This is a genomic window from Rhodococcus sp. T7 (assembly GCF_009872365.1).
Taxonomy (GTDB): Bacteria; Actinomycetota; Actinomycetes; order Mycobacteriales; family Mycobacteriaceae; genus Rhodococcus_F.
Genome location: NZ_WXYH01000358.1, coordinates 23,093 through 42,560 on the forward strand (window position 1 = coordinate 23,093; position 19,468 = coordinate 42,560).

Here is a 19,468-nt window from a genome sequence, read left to right on the forward strand (position 1 = left end):
ATGCGGCGCCTGCTGCCGCTGGCCCTCATCACCGCACTCGCGGCGCTGCCGCTGACCGCGTGCACGCCGGGCTCATCCGACGGGCCCGTCGTCGTGGTGACCACGAACATCCTGGGCGATGTGGTGCAGAACGTCGTCGGCGACCGGGCCGACGTGACGGTGCTGATGCCGAGGGGCGCCGATCCCCATTCGTTCGAGATCTCCGCCTCGGACGCCGCGCGGGTGGAACGCGCCGACCTCCTCGTGTCGAACGGACTCGGCCTCGAGGAGGGAATCGGCAAGACCGTCGACACCGCGCGCGCGGAGGGCGTTCCGATCCTGCAGATCGGTGAGGCGGTGCGGCCGATCGAGTATCGCTCCGGAAAGTCCTCGGGCGCCATGGATCCGCACGTCTGGACCGATCCGGACCGCATGCGGGACGCCGTCGCCCTGATCCGCGACGCGGTGATCGAACACGTGCCGGACATCGACGCGGATGCCGTCCGCACGAACGCCGACGGCTACGCCCGGGAACTCGAGGAACTCACCGCCCGGATGACGGACAGATTCGCGACCGTCCCGCCCGATCGGCGCAAGCTGGTGACCAACCATCACGTGTTCGGTTATCTGGCAGAGCGTTTCGGCTTCGACACGATCGGGGCGGTGATTCCCAGCGGGACCACCCTCGCGTCCCCCAGCGCGTCGGATCTGTCGGACCTGGCCGCGACCGTCACGGCGGCGAAGGTCCCTGCGATCTTCGTCGACTCCTCCCAGCCCGATCGGCTCGCACAGGTGCTGGCGTCGGAAGCCCGCGTTCCAGTGGACGTCGTCTCGCTGTTCACGGAGTCGCTGGGTGAGCCCGGCTCGGGTGCGGGCACGTACATCGAGATGATGGATGCGAATTCCGTGGCGATCGCGCAGGGGTTGACGTGATCGATGCATCGCCACATGCACACTTACGACTTTGACAACCGTTTGCAACAAGGGGTACTTCTCATGGGTGACCCTTTTTCGTAAGCCCCGTCCCACCGCCGTTGCCGCCGTTGCACTCTCGGCGGCACTTCTCACGTCCTGCTCCACCGACTCCGGCACGGCCGAAGCGTCCACCACCGACTCGGCCACGCCGCGGCTGGCACTGAGCTACGACGGCGGGGTGCTCGTCCTCGACGCGCAGAGCCTCGACGTGGTCGGTTCGGCCGAGGTGGACGGCTTCACCCGGCTCAACCCCGCCGGCGACGACCGGCACGTGCTGATCAGCACCGGCAACAGCTTCACCGCCCTCGACACGGGAACCTGGACGGACGGCGGCAGCCACTACACCGCCGCACCCGCCCTCACCGACGTCGCGTTCGAGGCGAAGACGCCCGGGCACGTGGTCCGGCACGACGGCAAGACCGTGCTGTTCGACGACGGCACCGGACTGGTGCGCGTGTTCGACCCGGCCACGCTCGCCCAGGGCACCCCGGCCACCACCGAATTCACGACCCCGGAAGCGCATCACGGTGTGGCCGTGGAACTCTCCGACGGCAGCCTGCTCACCACCGTCGGCAACGAGGACGAGCGCACCGGCATCGTCGTCCTCGACCGCGACCGAAAGGAGATCGCGCGCAACGAGGACTGCCCCGGCGTGCACGGGGAGGCCGTCGCCGCCGACGAGACGGTGGTCGTGGGATGCCAGAACGGCCTGCTGATCTACCGGGACGGCGTCGTCACAAAAGTGACGAGCCCCGACCCCTACGGGCGCATCGGCAACCAGGCCGGCGACGAGAACTCCCCGATCCTGCTGGGCGACTACAAGACCGACCCCGACGCCGAACTCGAACGCCCCGAACGGGTCTCCCTCACCGACACCGCCACGGGACAGCTCACCCTCGTCGACCTGGGCACCAGCTACACGTTCCGGTCGCTCGGGCGCGCCCCGCACGGTGAGGCCCTAATCCTCGGCACCGACGGCGCCCTGCACGTGATCGACCCGAGCACCAAGGCCGTGAGCCGCACCGTCGACGTCCTCGACCCGTGGACCGAGCCGGACAAGTGGCAGTCGCCGCGTCCCGCGCTGTACGTGCAGGACCACACGGCCTACGTGACCGATCCCGCGAACAAGAAGATCCACACGATCGACCTCGACACGTGGGCCGTGTCCGGGCAGGCCGACCTGCCGGAGACCCCGAACGAGATCACCGGCGTGACGGGCTGAGCCGGGTCGTCAGTGCTGGGATTCGAGCGGTCCCAGTTCCGCGTCGAGCGCCTCCTGCACCACGGCCATCGCCGACAGGCCGGCGGGGGCACCGCAGTAGGCGCTCGCGTGGATCACCGCCTCGACGATCTCGGTGCGGGTCAGACCGTTTCGCAGTGCACCCCGCACGTGCCCCTTCAGCTCTCCGTGCGCCCGGAGCGCGATGAGCATGCCGAGGTTGAGGAGACTGCGGCTGCGACGGTCCAGCCCGGGCCGATTCCACACGGCGTCCCAGACGTGCTCGGTGACGAACTCCTGCAACTGCTCGCTGTCGGTCCCCGCGGTCCGGGTGAGCGCCCGCTCGACGAAGTCGGGACCCATCACCTCACGCCGCACCGTCAGGCCTGCCTCGACGGCGGGGCTCCGTGTCGGGGGCACTTCACTGGTCATCGGCTTACTCCTGTTCACGGCGTCGACGTGGTCAGGAGTCACTCTACGAGTCGACTCGATCGGCGTGGACGACCGAGGTGACGTCGCGGGCGGAGTATGCGTGCGGGAGGTGTTCGAGCCCACCCTGGTAATCCAGTTTGCGCGGGAGCAGTCCGTCGGCCGGATTGACGACCGCCCGGGTCCGCGACCGGGCGACCCACGACCGCCACCGTCCCGGCCTCGACACCGACGGGGGCTCGTCGCCCACCCGGACCACGTGCGCAGTGCCGCCGAACCGGATCCTGGCGTACCCGAGCGCGACCGCCAGGGCGTCGTGTACCCCGGCCGCCGTCGCACGACCGCGCTTCCCGGTGCTCAGCCCGTGCCCGGGAAGGTCCACGACGACGACGTTCACACCGTTCTCCGCCAACTCCACGGCAAGCGGCGTGAGGTACCGCGCGTGGAGTCCGGGCGGCGCGGGCAGTACGACGGTGGCTGCGCCGCCCGACTCCACAGTGGCACCGCCCGACCGTGCGGAGTGGACCTCGGCGTGCACGGCTCCGGTCGCCGCGGGAATCTGGACGTGTTCGAGCCCGCGGCCGTCGACACCGACGAATTCGGAGGCCGGCTCGAGCGCGGCCTCGCAGGCGACGCGGCGTTCCAGGGCATCCTCTCTGCGCAACAGGGGTTTCCCCTGCAGCAGGATCATGACGGCCGCCGACTCCCGGGCCGTCAGCGAGGGCGTCCAGCCCGTCGCCTCGGTGAGCCGCGTCGAATCGACGACGGTCTCGCCCGCAGTCACCCACTGACCGGAGAACGCGGTGAGGCCGAGCCGGAACAGGACATTTGCGGCCACGACTGCCGGTCGTTCGGGCACGTCGAACATCCGCTGTCCCTGCATCGCCGCGAGTTCGCGGACCCCCACCCAGTCCCTCGGACCGAGGTTGAACGGTCCCACCAGGTCCTGCTTCACCGCGCGATGGAACGCGTCGGCCATGTCCCGCTGGTGCAGAAACTGATATGCCGCTTCGTCGGCGCGCGGGAACGCGCCGACCGGACCGGTGAGCTGGTCGATGCCGTCGTTGGAGAAGGCGGGTCCGATGATGTAGGTGGGGCGCAGCATCGAGATCGCCATCTCCCCCGGATGGCGGCGCAGCCACCACTCGGCGTAATGCTCGACCTCCGCCTTGTCGTGGAAGTAGTACCGGTCGGGATCCCCTGCGGGATATACGTCTTCGGTCACCGGCTTCGGTCGCAGTTCCGGTCCGTACGCGTTGATGCTCGACGCGATCACGACGCGGAGCACTCCCGCCCGGTAGGCGGAGTCGACGACGTTGCGCGAACCGCTCAGGTTGATGTCGTGGGTGACCGCCTTGTCCCGGATCTCCTCCACCACGAACGCCAGGTGAACGACGGCCTCGCAGCCGCGGAACACGTCCTCGATGTCCGGGTCGCGGATGTCCATGCGGACGAACTCGAGTTTCGGATGTTCGATCGTCAGTTCCCGCCTGCCGAGCCCGATCAGCGTGTCGATCTCCGGATCGTCCAGCAGCACGGGCAGGATCGCGGCGCCGAAATCGCTCGTCGCCCCGGTGACCGCCACCTTCATCAGGCCGCGGCTTCCGTGACGGTCTCGGAGATCACGTCCACCGCCCGCCGCAGCTGGGCGTCGGTGTGGGTGGCCATGACGCAGAGCCGGAGCATCGCACCCGATCGTGGGACGGCGGGATATAGTGCGGCACTGGTGAACACGCCCCGATCGAACAGCGTGCGCCAGATGCCCATCGCCTCGAGGTCGTCGCCGATGTGGACGGACACGATGGGCGTCACCGTCTCACGGCCGCCGGGAAGTGGAGACAGCGCGCCCACGTCGAGACCGTTGTCCGCGAGTCCGGACCGGAGGACGGCGGCGTTGTCCAGCGCCCGCCGCGCGCGTTGTTCCCCCTCCTCGCTGCGGATCAGCCGCACCGCGGCAAGGGACGCCCCCACCGCGGCGGGAACACCGGACGTCGTGAAGAGGAAGGCGCGGGCGTTCACCCGCAACGAGTCGAGGAGATCGCGGGATCCCGCGATGAATCCTCCTGTGGAGCTGGGACTCTTGGACAGCGAGGCCATCCGGATGTCGGTGTGACCGTCGATGTGGAGCAGTTCGGCGGCGCCGGTCCGCTGCTCGCCGAAGATGCCGAGGCTGTGCGCCTCGTCCACCATCAGGGCCGCGCCGTACCGGTCGCAGAGTTCGGAGACCGCGCCGAGTGGGGCGAGATCGCCCTCCATCGAATACAACCCGTCCACGATCACCAGCACCGCGCCGTCGTCATCGGCCGTTTCCCCGAGAATGGTTTCCAGGTGGGCGACGTCGTTGTGACGGAACTTGCGGATCGTCGCGCCGGACAGAGCACAGCCGTCCCGGATCGACGCGTGGGCGGCGGCGTCGACGGCGACGACGTCGCCCTTCCCGACGACGGCACTGATGGTGCCCAGATTCGTTTGATAGCCGGTGGTGAAGACCATCGCGTCCTCGGTGCCGTGCCATTCGGCGATCTCCGACTCGAGGTCGAGGTGCAGGTCCATGGTGCCGTTCAGGAGCCGGCTTCCGGTGATCGCGCCGCCGAACGTGTCGAGGGCGTCCTGCGCTCCCCGACGGATGGCGGGATGATCGGCGAGACCGAGATAGTTGTTGGAACCGAGCATGATCCGGTCGGCGCCTTCCACCTGGACGACGGGTGCGGTGACGGACTCCATCACCCGGAAGTAGGGACTCACGTCGGACTCACGAACTGCCCGGAGTAGATCCACCCGGTCGTCGCCACCCAGCCTCTTGATCAACCTGTTCACAGCCATCGAAACCAACTCCTCGCGGTGTGCATGATCGGGATTACTCCGTTGATTCGGAGCGGTGGCCGATGCGGTTTGGTGACACCGACCAAACCACGACCACACCTCGCTCCGAATGTCCCTATGGATATCCCTGTTCCATCGATGTTTCGGGAAATCCGAAATGTCCGCGAATACATTCGAGGAGTGTCATGACCGCATTGATGGCCCGCGAACACGCAGCGCTGAAGTCCTACCTGCCCGACCTCGCCACCTACCTGGACGAGACACCACTGCTCACACTGGAAGGCAGAGACAGCGGGGCGATCAGGCGTTTCCGGGAAGCGGGCGGTACCGCGCTGACCATCCCGAAGGAGTCCGGTGGGCTGGGCGCCACCGCGCTGGAGTCCGTGCGCGTCCAACGGGCCATCGGCAGCAGGTCACCCTCGCTCGGCGCCGCCACCACGATGCATCATCTGTCGCTCGCCACCCTCAACGAGTTCGCGCAGGAGGCCACGGACGACGACCGCGCGCTGATCAAGAGCCTCGTCGAACAACGCGCCGTCGTCGCCTCCGGCTTCTCCGAGGGCGTCACCGGTGGCAGCGTGTTCATACCCACCATGACCGCCAGGAAGAAGGGCTCGAGCTACATCGTCAACGGCAGCAAGAAGCCGTGCAGTCTGTCGGGGTCGATGGACCTGCTCACCGCGAGCGTCGAGGTCGACACCGGGGAGCGGGCGATCGCACTGATCCCGGCCAACACGCCGGGGATCACGGTGCGGCCGTTCTGGGAGAGCTGGATCCTCGCCGGCGCCGAAAGCGACGAGGTACACCTCGAGGACGTCGAGATCCCGGCCGACCTCGTCCTGCTCAACGGCGCCGACGACCCGGACGGGCAACACGAGATGACCGGCTACCTGTGGTTCGGGATGCTCGTCACCGCCAACTACCTGGGTGCGGCGAGCGCGCTGCTCGAACGACTGCTGGCCGCAGGCAAGGACGACTACGAGGGGTACGTGCGCGCCGCCGCCGACATCGAGAACGCCATGGGCGCCGTCGAGAACATCGCCCGCGCGGTGGACGAGGGCGAACGCGGACAGGACATCTCGGTGCGCCTCCTCTTCTCACGCATCGCGATTCGCGACGCCCTGGTCCGCGCGTCCTCGGCGGCCGTCGAGTCGCTCGGCGGGATCGCGTTCATCAAGTCCTCCGACATCGGCTACCTCACCGCCGCCGTGCACGCGTTCGCGTTCCACCCGCCGTCGCGGCGGTCGGTCTCCGAATCGCTCGCAAAGTTCCACGCCGGGGACGAGTTCGCCTTCGTCTGAGCGTGCCGCGGTCCGGGCTGTCGGTGATCGGGACTATAAAGGTCTCCGAACCACCGACCGCCGGACCAGGAGCTGTGATGCCCACCGAACACGACGTTCGCGCGATGATGCTGGCGTTGCCGGAGGCGCACGAGGTGGTGATCGCGAACTGGGGCGACCAACCGACGTTCCGGGTGCGCAAGAAGATGTTCGGCCTCGTCGGGTACGGCGCCCCCACCGTCTGCCTCAAGGCGACGAAGGAGACGCAGGCCGCGCTGCTGCAGGAGGATCCCGACGTGTTCCTGGTCGCACCGTTCTTCGGACGGTGGGGCTGGATCGACGTCGTCCTCGACCGCGTCGACTCCGAAGAACTGGCCGAACTCGTCGAGGAGGCGTGGCGTCTCACCGCCCCGAAGCGGGTCGTGGCGGCGTACGACGCGGGGCGCGCTACCCCTCGTCCGTCTTGAACCGGCCGAGTTGGTGGCGCAGCGCCGTGTCGAGGTCGGGCCGCCGGAACCGGTGGCCGCGGCCCTCGAGTTTGCCGGGGGTGACGCGCTGATCGGCGAGGGCGAGCTCGCGCGCACCCTGCTCCCCGAGCAGCAGTTTCGGGCCGAAATCGGGTACCGGAAGGAAGGCCGGTCGGTGCAGCACCGACGCCAGGACGGCGGTGTACTCCTCGTTGCGAACAGGATTCGGTGCCACCGCATTCACCGGGCCGCTCAACCCCGAATCCACGACGGCACGGTGGTAGACGTCGATCAGATCGTCGATGTCGATCCACGACAGCCACTGGGTTCCGGCGCCCAGGCGACCTCCGAGTCCGACCTCGAACAGCGGCCGCTGCAGGCGCAGCACACCGCCGCTCGGGGACTGGACGATCCCGGTGCGGACGTGCACCACCCGCAGTCCGGCGTCCGCTGCCGGCGTCGTCGCGTCCTCCCAGTCCGCGACGACGTCGGCGAGGAAGCCGTCGCCCCGCGCATCCTGCTCGTGCAGCACCTCGTCGCCGCGGTCGGGCCCGTAGTACCCAATCGCCGACGCACTGACGAACGTCTTCGGCCCCTTCCCGGACGCGGCCGCCACCTCCGCGAGCCGCCGCGTGGGTTCGATACGACTGTCCCTGATCGCCCGGCGATGACCGTCGGTGAACCGCCCCGCGATGGACGCGCCTGCCAGGTGGATCACCGCGTCGACGCCGTCGAGCAGATCCGCGGCGGGCGCATCCGGGTTCCAGCGCCGCTCGTCGGGGGTACTGGGAGCGCGGCGCACGAGACGGATCACCCGGTGCCCGCCCGTGCTCAGGAACGCGGTCAGGGCAGAGCCGACGAGCCCCGAACTTCCCGTCACCGCGATGGTGAGGGGACCGGGCAGGAGCGTGGACGCCCAGTGGTGCCGGGCTAGGTCGTCGGCGAGTTGGCGGTGCCGGTAGACGAACGTCGACCGGAGGAACTGACCGGGCACGACGGTGTCGACGCGGTCGGTGACCCGGGTCCGGCCCTCGGACACGACGTCGAACGTGTGCGTGTGCCGCCACGGCACCAGCAGGCGCAGTGGCAGGGCGGCCGAATAGTCGACGAACCGGTGCGGAGGGTCGTATTCCTTCGCGTCGTGCTGCGCGACCCACTTCAGGCCACCGGGCATGCGCAGTTCGGCACGACCCGATTCCAGAGACTCGGATTCCTTCGCGAGACTGAGCGGCTGCCACGGCGGCGAGAGCCGAGTGAACGCCCCGGCCCTCGTGTGCCAGGCGAACAACTCGTCCCGCGCGGCCTCGACCACACTCGAATGCACGATGCCCATGACCCGACCATAGTCGCGACAGGCCGCGCGGCGGTGACAACGACGGGTAGCGTGTGGGAATGACGCAGTTACGTGTACTGGTCACCGGAGCCACCGGATACATCGGCGGACGCCTCGCTCCCCGGCTCTCGGAAGCCGGCCACCGGGTGCGGGTGCTGGTGCGTTCACCGGAGAAACTGACCGACGTTCCCTGGGCGTCCGACGTCGAAATCGCCCGCGGCGATCTGAGTGACCCCGAATCCCTTTCTGCCGCTTTCGCGGACATGGACGTCGTTTACTACCTCGTGCATTCGATGGGAGGGTCGGACGAGTTCGAGAAGGCCGAACGCATCAGCGCGGAGAACGTGGCCGAGGCGGCCCGCACGGCCGGTGTCGGCCGGATTGTCTACCTCGGCGGACTGCATCCCGATTCGGCGGATCTCTCGCCGCACCTGCGGTCCCGCACCCAGGTGGGACGGATCCTCGTCGACTCCGGTGTCCCCACAATGGTTCTGCAGGCCGGGGTGGTCATCGGCTCCGGTTCGGCATCGTTCGAGATGATCCGCCACCTCACCAACCGGCTCCCCGTAATGACGACGCCGCGGTGGGTGAACAACAAGATCCAGCCGATCGCGGTCCGCGACGTGCTGCACTATCTCGTCGCCGCAGCCGACGCGCCGTTGCCGCACAGTCGGACATTCGACATCGGTGGTCCCGACGTCCTCCGCTACGGCGAGATGATGCAGACGTACGCCGAGGTCGCCGGTCTGCGGCAGCGTCGCATCCTCGTCCTCCCGGTGCTGACCCCGAAACTCGCAGGCCTGTGGATCGGTTTGGTCACCCCGATCCCCCGCTCACTCGGGCGGGCACTGATCGAATCGCTCCACAACGACGCCGTCGCAGGCGAGCACGACATCGACAACGTGATCCCGCCGCCGAAGGCGGGGCTGACGACGTACCGGGACGCCGTCCGACTGGCGTTGCGGCGCATCGACAACGGCGAGGTGGAAACGACGTGGGCCAGTGCGTCCCCGGTCGGCGCCCCCTCCGATCCGCTGCCGTCCGACCCCGACTGGGCAGGTGAGGTCGTATACACCGACGAACGCACCAAGGACTGCGACGCCGACGCCGCAACGCTGTGGACTGTCGTCGAGAGCATCGGCGGCGAGAACGGCTGGTACTCCTTTCCACTCGCGTGGTCCGTGCGCGGCTGGCTCGACCGCGTCGTCGGCGGGGTCGGACTCACCCGTGGACGCCGGAACCCCAAGCAGCTCAACACCGGTGACCCCCTGGACTTCTGGCGGGTCGAACGCATCGACCGGGGGTCGCTGCTCCGGCTACGCGCCGAGATGCGGGCACCGGGCGGGGCGTGGCTCGAATGGACCGTCCACAGCGTGGATCCCGACCGGTCCCGGCTCGATCAGCGCGCCATCTTCTTCCCGAAGGGTCTCGCCGGGCGGCTGTACTGGTACTCGATCCTGCCGTTCCACGGAATCATCTTCAAAGGCATGATGGAGAACATCACCGGGTCGGCAGCCCGTCAGACCGTGCAGAGCGGCTGAATCCCCTCTCTGCCACCGGTGGTCGGGGACGTCAGCAACAAGCACGAATTGTAGCCGCGCGATTCCACCACCTGCCGGATCTGCTGCCACCCCGCGTCGTCGACCGCCGGGGTGCGGGAGAGCACGAACCCCGACAGCCGGGCCGGGTCACCGACCAGCGCCCACGAATAGTCGTCGGCGATGTACGTAACCACATAATTGGTGGGACCGTCCGCCGCACTCTGGAACGGCACGTCCGGGAAACTCACGTGGAGCTGCGCATTGGTGACCGGATCGTTGACGCGCGCGTTGCCCCTGATTCCGTTCGCCCCACCCGCCCACGTGGTGCACGAGTTGGCCACGCTGACGTTCGACGGGTCGAACAGTCCGTACGTCGCCCTCGTATCCCGCGCGCAGTCGAGGTTGAACGGCTGTGGCACAGCGGCCAACTGATACCACGTGCCCAGGTACCTCTGGACGTCGAGGGACGGAACGGGTGCGAGCGCACCGGGCTGCGCCTGTGCCGGAGTGGCTACCAGCACCGCCGCCGCTGCGGCCGTCAACAGTCCTGCGGCGAATCCACGTGCCTTCGAGAACGTCATCTCTGTCCTTTCGCGTTCGTGCCCTATCCGAGCATTCGTTACCGCTCCGCGATAGGGCATTCGGCGCCGCTCCCGGATCGGATGGGTCGATACGGGGAAAACCTTCGACCCATCCGCTTCGGAGACTGCTCCGAATGCCTGTCGATGGTGCTCCCCCGCACCCACACCGGAGAGAGGCAATTTCTGATGAAGATCACCACACGAGTCCTGGCAGTCGCCGCGAGTACGTCCCTGGTCCTGCTGGGCGCGGCGTGTTCGTCGGACGACAGCGACTCGTCGAGCAGCGGCTCCGCTTCGGAGGCGATGACGTCCGAGTCGATGTCGTCCGGTTCGATGACCTCGTCCGCGATGGCCGATCCCGCCGCCAACCTGGTCGGCCCTGGCTGCGCCGAGTACGCGAAGACGGTGCCGGACGGTGCCGGTTCGGTCAGCGGCATGGCGCAGGATCCGGTTGCGACGGCCGCATCCAACAACCCCCTGCTCACCACGCTCACCGCCGCGGTGTCCGGTCAGCTCAACCCGCAGGTAAACCTCGTCGACACGCTGAACAGCGGGCAGTTCACGGTCTTCGCGCCAGTGGATGCCGCGTTCGCGAAGGTCGACCCGGCAACAATCGAGACCCTCAAGACCGACGCCGCACTGCTCACCAAGGTCCTGACGTACCACGTGGTTCCCGGCCAGATCGCGCCAAGTGACATCGCCGGTGAGCACACGACCGTCGAAGGCGGCACGGTCACCGTCACCGGTTCGGGTGACGACCTGAAGGTCAACGACGCAGGCGTCATCTGCGGCGGCGTCCAGACCGCCAACGCCACGGTGTACCTGGTCGACTCCGTCCTGATGCCCCAGTAGGCACCACGTCTCACGGTTTCACCGCGCCCGGCGGCATCGGTTCCACACCGATGTCGCCGGGCCGACCCACGTGAGTGGGAAAGCGTGATCCGGCACGCTTTCCCACTCACGTGCGGTGCCGGGGACCGCCCATCCGATGCAAAGTCAGCTCCGAATAATTGATATGGACAGAGGCTCACCCACCGCCCCGGCATACGTGCTCGTACTGCCCGGCGGCAAACCACGCAGTCAGGACCCGTCGCGCTGCTGGCACCTGTCGAACCTGCGCATGATCTGGTTGGCCCGGTCGCTGAGGTCGACGCTCGGACCCCACGGCATCGCCGTGCAGCGACTGCAGTACCGGGTCCGCGGGTGGAACGCCCCCGAGGCCAGCCCGGTGCACGACGCCCGGATCGCCCTCGAGCGGGCCCGACTGCGGTTCGGGGACGTTCCCGTCGCCGTCGTGGGGCATTCGATGGGCGGCCGCGTCGCCGCTCACCTCGCCGACAATGAGAATGTCCGGGCGATCGCTGCCCTCGCACCCTGGTGGCCCGAATCCGACGGCGACCGGGTGCCCGCCGACCGCAGCCTGATGGTCGCGCACGGAACCACCGACCGCTGGACGGACCCCGTCGCCTCCCGGGCCCAGACCGAACAGGCACTGGCGCGCGGCGTGAACGCCTCCTGGCATCCGCTCTCCGGAGCCGGCCACTTCATGCTCACCCGGCCGTGGTGGTGGCATCGCATCACCGCCGATTTCGTTCTCGACGCCTTCGTCGCGGAAGGCGTCGTCGCCGCACCGACAGACCGGAAAGCAGGTCGCCATGCATGATTCGGAGAAGCTGGAACGCAGGAACGTCGCCGTGATCGGCAGCGGCGTCGCGGGATTGACCGCCGCCTACGTTCTGTCCCGCCACGACCGCGTCACCCTCTACGAGTCCGACGCCCGTCTCGGCGGCCACGCCCACACCCACCACCTGACGCTCGACACGGGTGTGGAGGTGGACGTCGACACCGGCTTCATCGTGCACAACGACCGCACCTACCCCACCCTGCTGCGACTGTTCACCGAACTCGACGTGACCACCCAGGATTCGGACATGTCGATGTCGATCCGGTCCGACGTGACCGGGCTCGAGTACGCGGGCGCGAAAGGCCTGCGTGGACTGTTCCCGACCGCTCGCAATCTGACCCGGCCACGTTACTGGCGCATGCTCGGCGAGGTCCTCCGGTTCCACCGCTGCGCCCGGACCGTGCTCGACACCCCCGCCGGTGAGTCCGGCGGGCAGGAACCGCTGGGTGAATTCCTGGGCCGCAACGGTTTCAGCCCGTACTTCGTCGAGAACTTCATGACCCCGCTCGTCGCGGCGGTGTGGTCGTGCGATCCCGCGACGGCCGCGCAGTACCCAGCCCGCTACCTGTTCACCTTCCTCGACCATCACGGAATGCTCACCGTCTTCGGCTCACCCACCTGGCGCACCGTGACCGGCGGGTCCGCCCGCTACGTCGAGAAGGTGGCGGCACACATCGACGAGATCCTTCTCGAAACGCCCGTGCAGCAGGTGGAGCGCACCCCGGACGGCGGCGCATGCGTCGTCGACGGCCGCGGCGACGTCCGGTACTTCGACGCCGTGGTGATGGCCGTGCACCCGCGTCGGGCGCTCGCCATGCTCGGCGACGCCTCCGATCTCGAGGCGGAGATCCTGGGCGCCATGCCGTATTCGGTGAACCACGCGCAGTTGCACACCGACGTGTCACTGCTCCCCCGCGCCGAGCACGCCCGGGCGTCCTGGAACTACCTGACACCTGCCGACGGCAGGGACGCGGCAGGTGTCGTCGTCACCTACGACATGACCCGGCTCATGCGCCTCGACACCGTGCGCGACCGGCGGTTCCTCGTCACGCTCGGCGGGAGGCACCTCGTCGACCCCTCGACGGTCGTGGCGGAGATGACGTACGAGCATCCCATATATACCCCCGATTCCGTTGCGGCGCAGTCGCGGTTGCACGAACTCGGTTCCGGCACGTTCGCTTTCGCCGGCGCCTACCACGGCTGGGGGTTCCACGAGGACGGGGCGCTCTCGGGACTGCGCGCCGCCGAACGTGTCGGTGGCTCGTGGGATGCGCGGACGGCTCGCCCTCACGAACGGGAGACGGTGTCGTGAGCGCGCCGGCGATCTACTCGACGAGGATCCGGCACGCGCGCACCGAACCGGTCCGCAACAGTTTCGAGTACACGAGCTACAGCTGGTACGTCGACGTGGACGCCCTTCCGCGCCTCCCCCGGTGGCTCGGACCGTTCGCCCGCTTCCGCGCCGAGGACCACTTCGAACCGGATCCTGCCGCCGCCGCGGACACGCTGCGCAGCAGGGTCGATGCGTTCCTCTCAGGGCACGGAGTCGATCTCCGCGGCGGCCGGGTCACGGCTCTGGTCAACGCGCGGGTGCTCGGCTACGTGTTCAACCCGCTCAGCGTGTACTGGTGCCACGACGCCGACGGCAGCCTGCGATGCGTGATCGCCGAAGTGCACAACACGTACGGACAACGGCACAGCTACCTGATCCGGCCCGACGGCGACGACCGCGCCGAGGTGGACAAGCAGTTCTACGTCTCACCGTTCAACGACGTGAGCGGGCGCTACGACATGCGGTTCCCCGAGCCCGGCGACACCCTCTCCCTGAACGTGGTTCTCCACCGCGACGGGCACGGACCGTTCACCGCGACGGTGCGGGGATCGCGGCAACCGGCCACCAGCCGGACCGTTCTGAAGACTCAACTACGCACTCCCCTGGCACCTCTCGTGGTGTCGGCTCGTATCCGCATCCAGGGAATCACATTGTGGGCCCGTGGACTCCCCGTCATGGCCCGGCCCGACGGCCGTCAGAAGGAGACAGTTCAGTGAGAAGGAACAAGGACACCGGCACGGACGGGTCGCCTGCCGTGAGCACGGCCGGCCAGGGATTCGCCGACGAGGAGTTCACCGGCGAGGACCCGCGGATCGACAATCGGATCTGGCCCGGGCTGGCCGACGTGCCGACCGGTGTGCGTGCCGCGGCGTCGGCGAAGGTCGCCGACCGGCTGTTCCGCCGCGCAGCCGCCGACCTCGACGTCCGCATCGAGTATCCCGACGGCACCCTGGTGGGGGCACACCGGGAGCAGGAAATTTTGCCCCGCATGATCATCCGCAATCCCGACGCGTTCGCCCGGCGGGTCGGAACGAGCGGCCTGATCGGTTTCGGCGAGTCCTACATGGCCAGCGACTGGACGTCGCCGGATCTCGCCGCGGTGCTCAGCGTGTTCGCCTCCCGGATGGCGACGCTCATTCCCCGCCCGCTGCAGCGGCTGCGCGCACTGTATGTCGCCAAACACCCGGCGCAGGAACGTAACACCGAGCAGAACACTCGTTCCAACATTTCCCGGCACTACGACCTGTCCAACGAGCTGTTCGAGACGTTCCTCGACGAGACGCTGACGTATTCGAGCGCACTGTTCTCGTCGATGCCGACGCGCGTGGGGCAGGCCCGGGACGTGACCATCCTGCGGGCGCCCGTCCCGCAGGTCACCCCGAAGTGGGACGACTTCGCCGACGCGCAGCGCCGCAAGATCGATCGGCTGCTCGACGAGGCCGGCGTCGGCGCGGGCACCCGGGTGCTCGAGATCGGGACCGGCTGGGGCGAGTTGTGCATCCGGGCCGCGGAACGCGGCGCCGTGGTCCGCTCCGTGACGTTGTCCAGCGAACAGCAGAGCCTGGCCCGCCGGCGCGTCGCCGAGGCCGGACACTCGGACGCCGTGCAGATCGACCTGCTCGACTACCGCAACGTCGACGGCGAATACGACGCCATCGTGTCCGTCGAGATGATCGAAGCCGTCGGGCACCAGTACTGGGCAACCTACTTCCGGGTGCTCGACAAGCTCCTCGCCCCGGGCGGAAAGGTTGCGCTGCAGGCGATCACCATGCCGCACGATCGGATGCTGCAGACCCGCAACACCTACACCTGGGTGCACAAGTACATCTTCCCCGGCGGATTCCTCCCGTCGACCGAGGCGATCGAATCCGTCACCGCCGAACACACCGGGCTGCGGGTGCGGGAACGCCTGAGCATGGGACAGCACTACGCGGAGACGCTACGGCTGTGGAAGGAGCGGTTCGCCGCGCACAGCGCGCAGGCGGAGGAACTTGGATTCGACGAGACGTTCCGCCGCATGTGGCATTTCTACCTCTGCTACTCGGAGGCCGGGTTCCGCTCCGGCTACATCGACGTCCAGCAGCTCGTCCTCGACAAGACGGGAGCACGACCGTGACCGTTGCCGCCGAACTCGACAAGGCGTTGCGTCCGCTCGTCCGCGGCGAACTGCCCGTGCATCTGACCGCGTGGGACGGCAGCACCGCAGGCCCGGCGACGGCGCCGAAGGTGGTGCTGCGCAGTCCCGACGCCCTGCGTCGATTGCTGTGGAGCCCGGGTGAACTCGGGGCGGCGCAGGCCTACGTGACGGGTGAGATCGACGTCGAGGGCGACCTGGGTGAGGCCCTGGCCCACGTGTGGGCGGTGGCCCGCGAGCGTGGGCTGAGCGGAGTGCGGCCGAGCCCGTCGACGATCGCGAAGGTGCTGCGCGTCGCCGCGAAACTGGGCGTCGTCGGCGGCCCCCTCCCCGCACCCGCCACGCAGGCGAACATCCGCGGCCGGCTGCACAGCGTGCTCCGCGACCGCGCCGCGATCAGCCACCACTACGACCTCTCCAACGATTTCTACTCGCTGATCCTCGACCCGCAGATGGCCTACTCCTGCGCGTACTTCACCCGGAACGCGCCGGGCGCGCCGAAGGATCCGGACTACCGGCTCGAGGACGCGCAGCGGGACAAGCTGGACCTGGTGTGCCGCAAGGTCGGGCTCGAACCCGGCATGCGGTTGCTCGACGTCGGCTGCGGCTGGGGGTCGCTGAGCCTGCACGCCGCATCCGCGTACGGCGCCCGGGTCGTCGGGGTCACGATCTCCCGGGAGCAGAAGGCCTTCATCGACGAGCGGATCGCCGAACGCGGGTTGCAGGACCGCGTCGAGATCCGTCTGCAGGACTACCGGGAGGTCCCCGACGGGCCGTTCGACGCCGTCGCCTCCCTCGAAATGGGTGAGCACGTGGGCGAGAAGAACTACGCCCGGTACGCGCAGGCCCTCTACGACAACGCGAAGCCCGGTGCGCGGGTGCTGATCCAGCAGATGTCGCGCACCGGACGCCATCCCGGCGGCGGCCCGTTCATCGAGTCGTTCATAGCTCCCGACATGACCATGCGTCCGGTCGGCGAGAGCGTCGCGTACCTCGAACGAGCCGGGCTCGAGGTGCGCGACGTGCATGGCCTTCGCGAGCACTACGTCTGGACCGTCGACGCGTGGCTGGAGCAGTTCGAGTCCCACTGGGACGACGTCGTCGCGATGGTCGGGCTGGAGATGGCCCGGGTGTGGCGGCTGTACCTCGTCGGCGGCGGGATGAGCTTCGCGCAGGGCCGCATGGGTGTCGATCAGATCCTGGCCGTGAAGCCGACCGCGGCGGGCCAGTCGCTGATGCCGGCGGTGCGGGGCGATGCCACCCCCGCAGTGCAGGCCGACGTCACAGGTTCCGGCGTGCTCCGATGAACGGATTCGATTGGTCGGATTTCAGCGCCGTCACGGCGGCGAGCCTGCTCGTGCTCGCCGTCCTGCAAGCCGCGACGTTCCTCGTCGGCCGCCGGATCGGGCGCTACAACGTCGTCGACGTGACGTGGGGCCTCGGCTTCGTGCTGGTGGCGTTCGTGGCGGCCGTCCTCGGCGACGGCGACACACTCCGCCGGTGGCTGATGTTCGTCCTCGTCGCGGTGTGGGGTCTGCGGCTGACCTGGCACATGTACACCAAGTCCGCCGGGAAGGGCGAGGACCCGCGGTACGAGGAGATGCTCGACCGGGCCGGCGGCGACTCGCCGGGCGTCGTCGTCAGGAAGATCTTCCTCACCCAGGGCCTCGCGCAGTGGTTCGTCTCGCTACCCCTGCAGGTGTCGGCGGTGCTCGGTCCGGCGTCCGGAATCGGCGCGGTGGCCGTGGTGCTCGGTGTGCTCCTGTGGGTGCTCGGCGTCGTGTTCGAATCGGTCGGCGACCACCAGTTGAAGACGTTCAAGGCCGACCCGTCCCACAAGGGCGAGATCATGGATGTCGGCCTGTGGGCGTGGACGCGGCACCCGAACTACTTCGGCGACTCCTGCGTGTGGTGGGGGCTGTGGCTGATCGCGGCGAGCGTGTGGCCCGGCGCCGTCACCGTGCTGTCCCCCGTGGTCATGACGTATTTCCTGGTGTTCGCGACGGGGGCGAGGCTGCTCGAGAAGTCGATGTCGCAGCGCGCGGGCTACCCCGAATACCAGCAGCGAACCAGTTACTTCCTTCCCCTGCCGCCGAAGCGGTGAGCACCGTGCCGGCATCGCTCGCCCCTCCCCGGGTCCTGTCCTGGTCACACCGGCCGCAGCCTGCTATTAGGCTGTGGATCGATGAGCGGAATGGGCCGATGACCGGCGTCGACAGGGACACGGAGAACGTGACGCTGACGGCGTTGCTGGCGCGTATCTCGCGCGGCGAGCGGGATGCGTTCAGCGACTTCTACGAACGCACCAGCACGCGGGTGTACGGCATGGTGCTGCGGGTGCTGCGCGATCCCGGATACAGCGAGGAAACCACGCAGGAGGTGTACCTGCAGGTCTGGAACAACGCAGCGAAATTCGATCCGAAGCAGGGATCGCCGCTGTCGTGGCTGATCACCCTCGCCCACCGCCGCGCCGTCGACCGGGTGCGGTCCGAGCAGTCCGGATCCGAACGCGAAGCCGCCTACGGCGCCTCGAGTTGGTACGGACCGTTCGACGCGGTGTCGGAGGAAGTCACCCGGCGGGGCGACACCAGCGACGTCGTCGACTGCCTCGGCACGCTCACCGAAGTCCAGCAGCGGACCGTGGTCCTCGCGTATTACGGGGGGCTGACCTACCGGGAAGTGTCGGAGCGGTTGTCCGTGGCGCTTCCCACGGTGAAATCACGAATTCGAGACGGATTGATCAGGCTCAAGCAATGTCTGGGGGTGCAGTTCGATGGATGAATCCCAGCACGACATCCTCGACCTCGCTCAGGTGTATGCACTCGACGCCGTCGACGATCAGCAGCGCCACGAGATCGACACCGCGATCCAGAGCGCACCGCCGCACATTCGGCTCGAATTCGACAACGCTGTGCGCGGGGTGCAGGAGACGATGGCCGCCCAGTCCGCGTCCACCGCGGTCGACCCGCCCGACTACCTGCTCGGACGCATCCTCGACGCCCTGCCCGGCACGGCCTCGGCATCTGCGCCGGTGGCGCTGGACGAGGTTCGTGCGCGCAGGCGCAGGCGCCTCCTCGGCGCCCTGAGTGCGGCGGCCGCCGTGATCGTCCTCGCCGTCGGTGGCATCACCGTCGCGCAGCAGTTGCAGAGCGACGAAACCCAACCCGTTCCCGCGCAGATCCTCGCGGCCGACGACGTCCGCACGGCGGCAGCGCCGATCGCCGGTGGCGGTTCGGCGACCGTCGTGTACTCCAAGGACGTCGACGCCGGACTGCTGGTCATGAACGACGTCCCACCGCCCGAGCCCGGTTCGGTCTATCAGATGTGGCTGCTCGGGCCGTCCCACGAACCGGTGTCCGCCGGGATCATGGAGGCCGACGACGTGGCACCGTCGACGACCGCGGTCGTGAACGACATCGATCAATCGACGGCGCTCGGGTTCAGTGTGGAACCGCCCGGCGGTTCCACCCAGCCCACCGGCGACATCTTCGCGACGGTAAACCTCACCTGACACGTGAGTGGCAAAGTGTGCTCCCGCACGCCTTGCCACTCACCTGTCGGTCTGTCGGGCGCTGTCGGTCAGGCGTTGGCGGCTTTGTATTCGCGGCGGCGGCGGTGCAGGATCGGTTCGGTGTAGCCGGAGGGCTGCGCGGTGCCGTCGAGGATGAGTTCCTTGGCGGCCTGGAACGC

19 protein-coding genes are annotated in these 19,468 nt (G+C 68.4%); 14 read left to right on the forward strand and 5 right to left on the reverse strand.

Annotated elements, in window-relative coordinates:
* Together aztC and aztD are read left to right on the forward strand one after the other, a co-directional pair.
* A complete protein-coding gene (gene aztC, locus MLGJGCBP_RS36740) occupies positions 1-912 on the forward strand; it encodes a zinc ABC transporter substrate-binding protein AztC (protein ID WP_160102097.1) in 912 nt (303 codons plus the stop codon).
* A 67-nt stretch (positions 913-979) separates the two neighbouring features.
* Positions 980-2,176, forward strand: coding sequence for a zinc metallochaperone AztD (gene aztD, locus MLGJGCBP_RS36745; RefSeq protein WP_160102069.1), 1,197 nt, complete (start codon positions 980-982; stop codon positions 2,174-2,176).
* Positions 2,177-2,185: 9 nt separating this feature from the next.
* On the opposite strand, the gene MLGJGCBP_RS36750 is transcribed toward aztD, so the two are convergent.
* From MLGJGCBP_RS36750 to MLGJGCBP_RS36760, 3 genes are read right to left on the reverse strand one after another with little or no spacing between them, the layout of a single operon-like run.
* Positions 2,186-2,605, reverse strand: a complete 420-nt coding sequence (locus tag MLGJGCBP_RS36750; RefSeq protein WP_160102071.1) for a carboxymuconolactone decarboxylase family protein — start codon at positions 2,603-2,605, stop codon at positions 2,186-2,188.
* A 43-nt stretch (positions 2,606-2,648) separates the two neighbouring features.
* Positions 2,649-4,193: an NAD-dependent epimerase/dehydratase family protein gene (locus MLGJGCBP_RS36755; RefSeq protein WP_160102073.1), complete on the reverse strand. Its 1,545-nt coding sequence runs from the start codon at positions 4,191-4,193 to the stop codon at positions 2,649-2,651.
* Entirely contained in the window at positions 4,193-5,425 is a 1,233-nt protein-coding gene (locus MLGJGCBP_RS36760; RefSeq protein ID WP_160102075.1) for an aminotransferase class I/II-fold pyridoxal phosphate-dependent enzyme, read from the reverse strand. The genes MLGJGCBP_RS36755 and MLGJGCBP_RS36760 overlap by 1 nt, the downstream gene beginning before the upstream one ends.
* A gap of 185 nt (positions 5,426-5,610) precedes the next feature.
* On the opposite strand from MLGJGCBP_RS36760, the gene MLGJGCBP_RS36765 reads away from it, so the two are divergent.
* Together MLGJGCBP_RS36765 and MLGJGCBP_RS36770 are read left to right on the forward strand one after the other, a co-directional pair.
* A complete protein-coding gene (locus MLGJGCBP_RS36765) occupies positions 5,611-6,726 on the forward strand; it encodes an acyl-CoA dehydrogenase family protein (protein ID WP_160102077.1) in 1,116 nt (371 codons plus the stop codon).
* A gap of 77 nt (positions 6,727-6,803) precedes the next feature.
* Positions 6,804-7,172, forward strand: a complete 369-nt coding sequence (locus MLGJGCBP_RS36770; protein WP_043824596.1) for an MmcQ/YjbR family DNA-binding protein — start codon at positions 6,804-6,806, stop codon at positions 7,170-7,172.
* Here the strand turns inward: MLGJGCBP_RS36770 and MLGJGCBP_RS36775 are convergent.
* Positions 7,153-8,505 carry a TIGR01777 family oxidoreductase gene (locus tag MLGJGCBP_RS36775; RefSeq protein WP_160102079.1) on the reverse strand — a complete coding sequence of 451 codons (1,353 nt, stop codon included), beginning with the start codon at positions 8,503-8,505 and terminating at the stop codon, positions 7,153-7,155. The two genes, MLGJGCBP_RS36770 and MLGJGCBP_RS36775, sit on opposite strands and share 20 nt — an antisense overlap.
* A gap of 59 nt (positions 8,506-8,564) precedes the next feature.
* Here MLGJGCBP_RS36775 and MLGJGCBP_RS36780 point away from each other — a divergent pair, with 59 nt between their 5' ends.
* Entirely contained in the window at positions 8,565-10,046 is a 1,482-nt protein-coding gene (locus tag MLGJGCBP_RS36780; RefSeq protein ID WP_087558791.1) for an SDR family oxidoreductase, read from the forward strand.
* Here MLGJGCBP_RS36780 and MLGJGCBP_RS36785 read toward each other — a convergent pair.
* Complete coding sequence (locus MLGJGCBP_RS36785; protein WP_160102081.1) at positions 10,025-10,627, reverse strand: lipocalin family protein; 603 nt, start codon at positions 10,625-10,627, stop codon at positions 10,025-10,027. The two genes, MLGJGCBP_RS36780 and MLGJGCBP_RS36785, sit on opposite strands and share 22 nt — an antisense overlap.
* 186 nt (positions 10,628-10,813) lie before the next feature.
* Between MLGJGCBP_RS36785 and MLGJGCBP_RS36790 the strand changes: the two genes are divergently transcribed.
* The 9 genes from MLGJGCBP_RS36790 (at position 10,814) to MLGJGCBP_RS36830 (ending at position 19,289) form a co-directional block, all read left to right on the forward strand.
* Positions 10,814-11,479, forward strand: coding sequence for a fasciclin domain-containing protein (locus tag MLGJGCBP_RS36790; protein WP_087558984.1), 666 nt, complete (start codon positions 10,814-10,816; stop codon positions 11,477-11,479).
* A gap of 163 nt (positions 11,480-11,642) precedes the next feature.
* The gene (locus tag MLGJGCBP_RS36795) at positions 11,643-12,290 is read left to right on the forward strand and encodes an alpha/beta hydrolase (RefSeq protein WP_160102083.1); all 648 of its coding nucleotides are present in this window, start codon (positions 11,643-11,645) and stop codon (positions 12,288-12,290) included.
* Complete coding sequence (locus MLGJGCBP_RS36800) at positions 12,283-13,623, forward strand: NAD(P)/FAD-dependent oxidoreductase (protein ID WP_160102085.1); 1,341 nt, start codon at positions 12,283-12,285, stop codon at positions 13,621-13,623. Before MLGJGCBP_RS36795 ends, MLGJGCBP_RS36800 begins: the two co-directional genes overlap by 8 nt.
* Positions 13,620-14,360 (forward strand): DUF1365 domain-containing protein, encoded by a 741-nt coding sequence (locus MLGJGCBP_RS36805; protein ID WP_160102087.1) that lies wholly within the window; start codon positions 13,620-13,622, stop codon positions 14,358-14,360. The genes MLGJGCBP_RS36800 and MLGJGCBP_RS36805 overlap by 4 nt, the downstream gene beginning before the upstream one ends.
* Positions 14,357-15,760: a class I SAM-dependent methyltransferase gene (locus MLGJGCBP_RS36810; RefSeq protein WP_160102089.1), complete on the forward strand. Its 1,404-nt coding sequence runs from the start codon at positions 14,357-14,359 to the stop codon at positions 15,758-15,760. Before MLGJGCBP_RS36805 ends, MLGJGCBP_RS36810 begins: the two co-directional genes overlap by 4 nt.
* On the forward strand, positions 15,757-17,085 hold the full coding sequence (locus tag MLGJGCBP_RS36815) for an SAM-dependent methyltransferase (protein ID WP_160102091.1): 1,329 nt from the start codon (positions 15,757-15,759) through the stop codon (positions 17,083-17,085). The genes MLGJGCBP_RS36810 and MLGJGCBP_RS36815 overlap by 4 nt, the downstream gene beginning before the upstream one ends.
* Positions 17,082-17,882: a DUF1295 domain-containing protein gene (locus MLGJGCBP_RS36820; RefSeq protein ID WP_160102093.1), complete on the forward strand. Its 801-nt coding sequence runs from the start codon at positions 17,082-17,084 to the stop codon at positions 17,880-17,882. The genes MLGJGCBP_RS36815 and MLGJGCBP_RS36820 overlap by 4 nt, the downstream gene beginning before the upstream one ends.
* 98 nt (positions 17,883-17,980) lie before the next feature.
* Positions 17,981-18,559, forward strand: a complete 579-nt coding sequence (locus MLGJGCBP_RS36825; RefSeq protein WP_087558783.1) for a sigma-70 family RNA polymerase sigma factor — start codon at positions 17,981-17,983, stop codon at positions 18,557-18,559.
* Positions 18,552-19,289: an anti-sigma factor gene (locus MLGJGCBP_RS36830; RefSeq protein ID WP_160102095.1), complete on the forward strand. Its 738-nt coding sequence runs from the start codon at positions 18,552-18,554 to the stop codon at positions 19,287-19,289. The genes MLGJGCBP_RS36825 and MLGJGCBP_RS36830 overlap by 8 nt, the downstream gene beginning before the upstream one ends.
* The last annotated feature ends 179 nt before the right edge of the window (positions 19,290-19,468 follow it).

Bases quoted from the DNA above. Each gene is read 5' to 3' on its own strand.
- aztC (WP_160102097.1), top strand. From the start codon at position 1: ATGCGGCGCCTGCTGCCGCTGGCCCTCATCACCGCACTCGCGGCGCTG.
- MLGJGCBP_RS36750 (WP_160102071.1), bottom strand. From the start codon at position 2,605: ATGACCAGTGAAGTGCCCCCGACACGGAGCCCCGCCGTCGAGGCAGGC.
- MLGJGCBP_RS36755 (WP_160102073.1), bottom strand. From the start codon at position 4,193: ATGAAGGTGGCGGTCACCGGGGCGACGAGCGATTTCGGCGCCGCGATC.
- MLGJGCBP_RS36760 (WP_160102075.1), bottom strand. From the start codon at position 5,425: ATGGCTGTGAACAGGTTGATCAAGAGGCTGGGTGGCGACGACCGGGTG.
- MLGJGCBP_RS36765 (WP_160102077.1), top strand. From the start codon at position 5,611: ATGACCGCATTGATGGCCCGCGAACACGCAGCGCTGAAGTCCTACCTG.
- MLGJGCBP_RS36770 (WP_043824596.1), top strand. From the start codon at position 6,804: ATGCCCACCGAACACGACGTTCGCGCGATGATGCTGGCGTTGCCGGAG.
- MLGJGCBP_RS36775 (WP_160102079.1), bottom strand. From the start codon at position 8,505: ATGGGCATCGTGCATTCGAGTGTGGTCGAGGCCGCGCGGGACGAGTTG.
- MLGJGCBP_RS36780 (WP_087558791.1), top strand. From the start codon at position 8,565: ATGACGCAGTTACGTGTACTGGTCACCGGAGCCACCGGATACATCGGC.
- MLGJGCBP_RS36785 (WP_160102081.1), bottom strand. From the start codon at position 10,627: ATGACGTTCTCGAAGGCACGTGGATTCGCCGCAGGACTGTTGACGGCC.
- MLGJGCBP_RS36790 (WP_087558984.1), top strand. From the start codon at position 10,814: ATGAAGATCACCACACGAGTCCTGGCAGTCGCCGCGAGTACGTCCCTG.
- MLGJGCBP_RS36795 (WP_160102083.1), top strand. From the start codon at position 11,643: ATGGACAGAGGCTCACCCACCGCCCCGGCATACGTGCTCGTACTGCCC.
- MLGJGCBP_RS36800 (WP_160102085.1), top strand. From the start codon at position 12,283: ATGCATGATTCGGAGAAGCTGGAACGCAGGAACGTCGCCGTGATCGGC.
- MLGJGCBP_RS36820 (WP_160102093.1), top strand. From the start codon at position 17,082: ATGAACGGATTCGATTGGTCGGATTTCAGCGCCGTCACGGCGGCGAGC.
- MLGJGCBP_RS36825 (WP_087558783.1), top strand. From the start codon at position 17,981: ATGACCGGCGTCGACAGGGACACGGAGAACGTGACGCTGACGGCGTTG.
- MLGJGCBP_RS36830 (WP_160102095.1), top strand. From the start codon at position 18,552: ATGGATGAATCCCAGCACGACATCCTCGACCTCGCTCAGGTGTATGCA.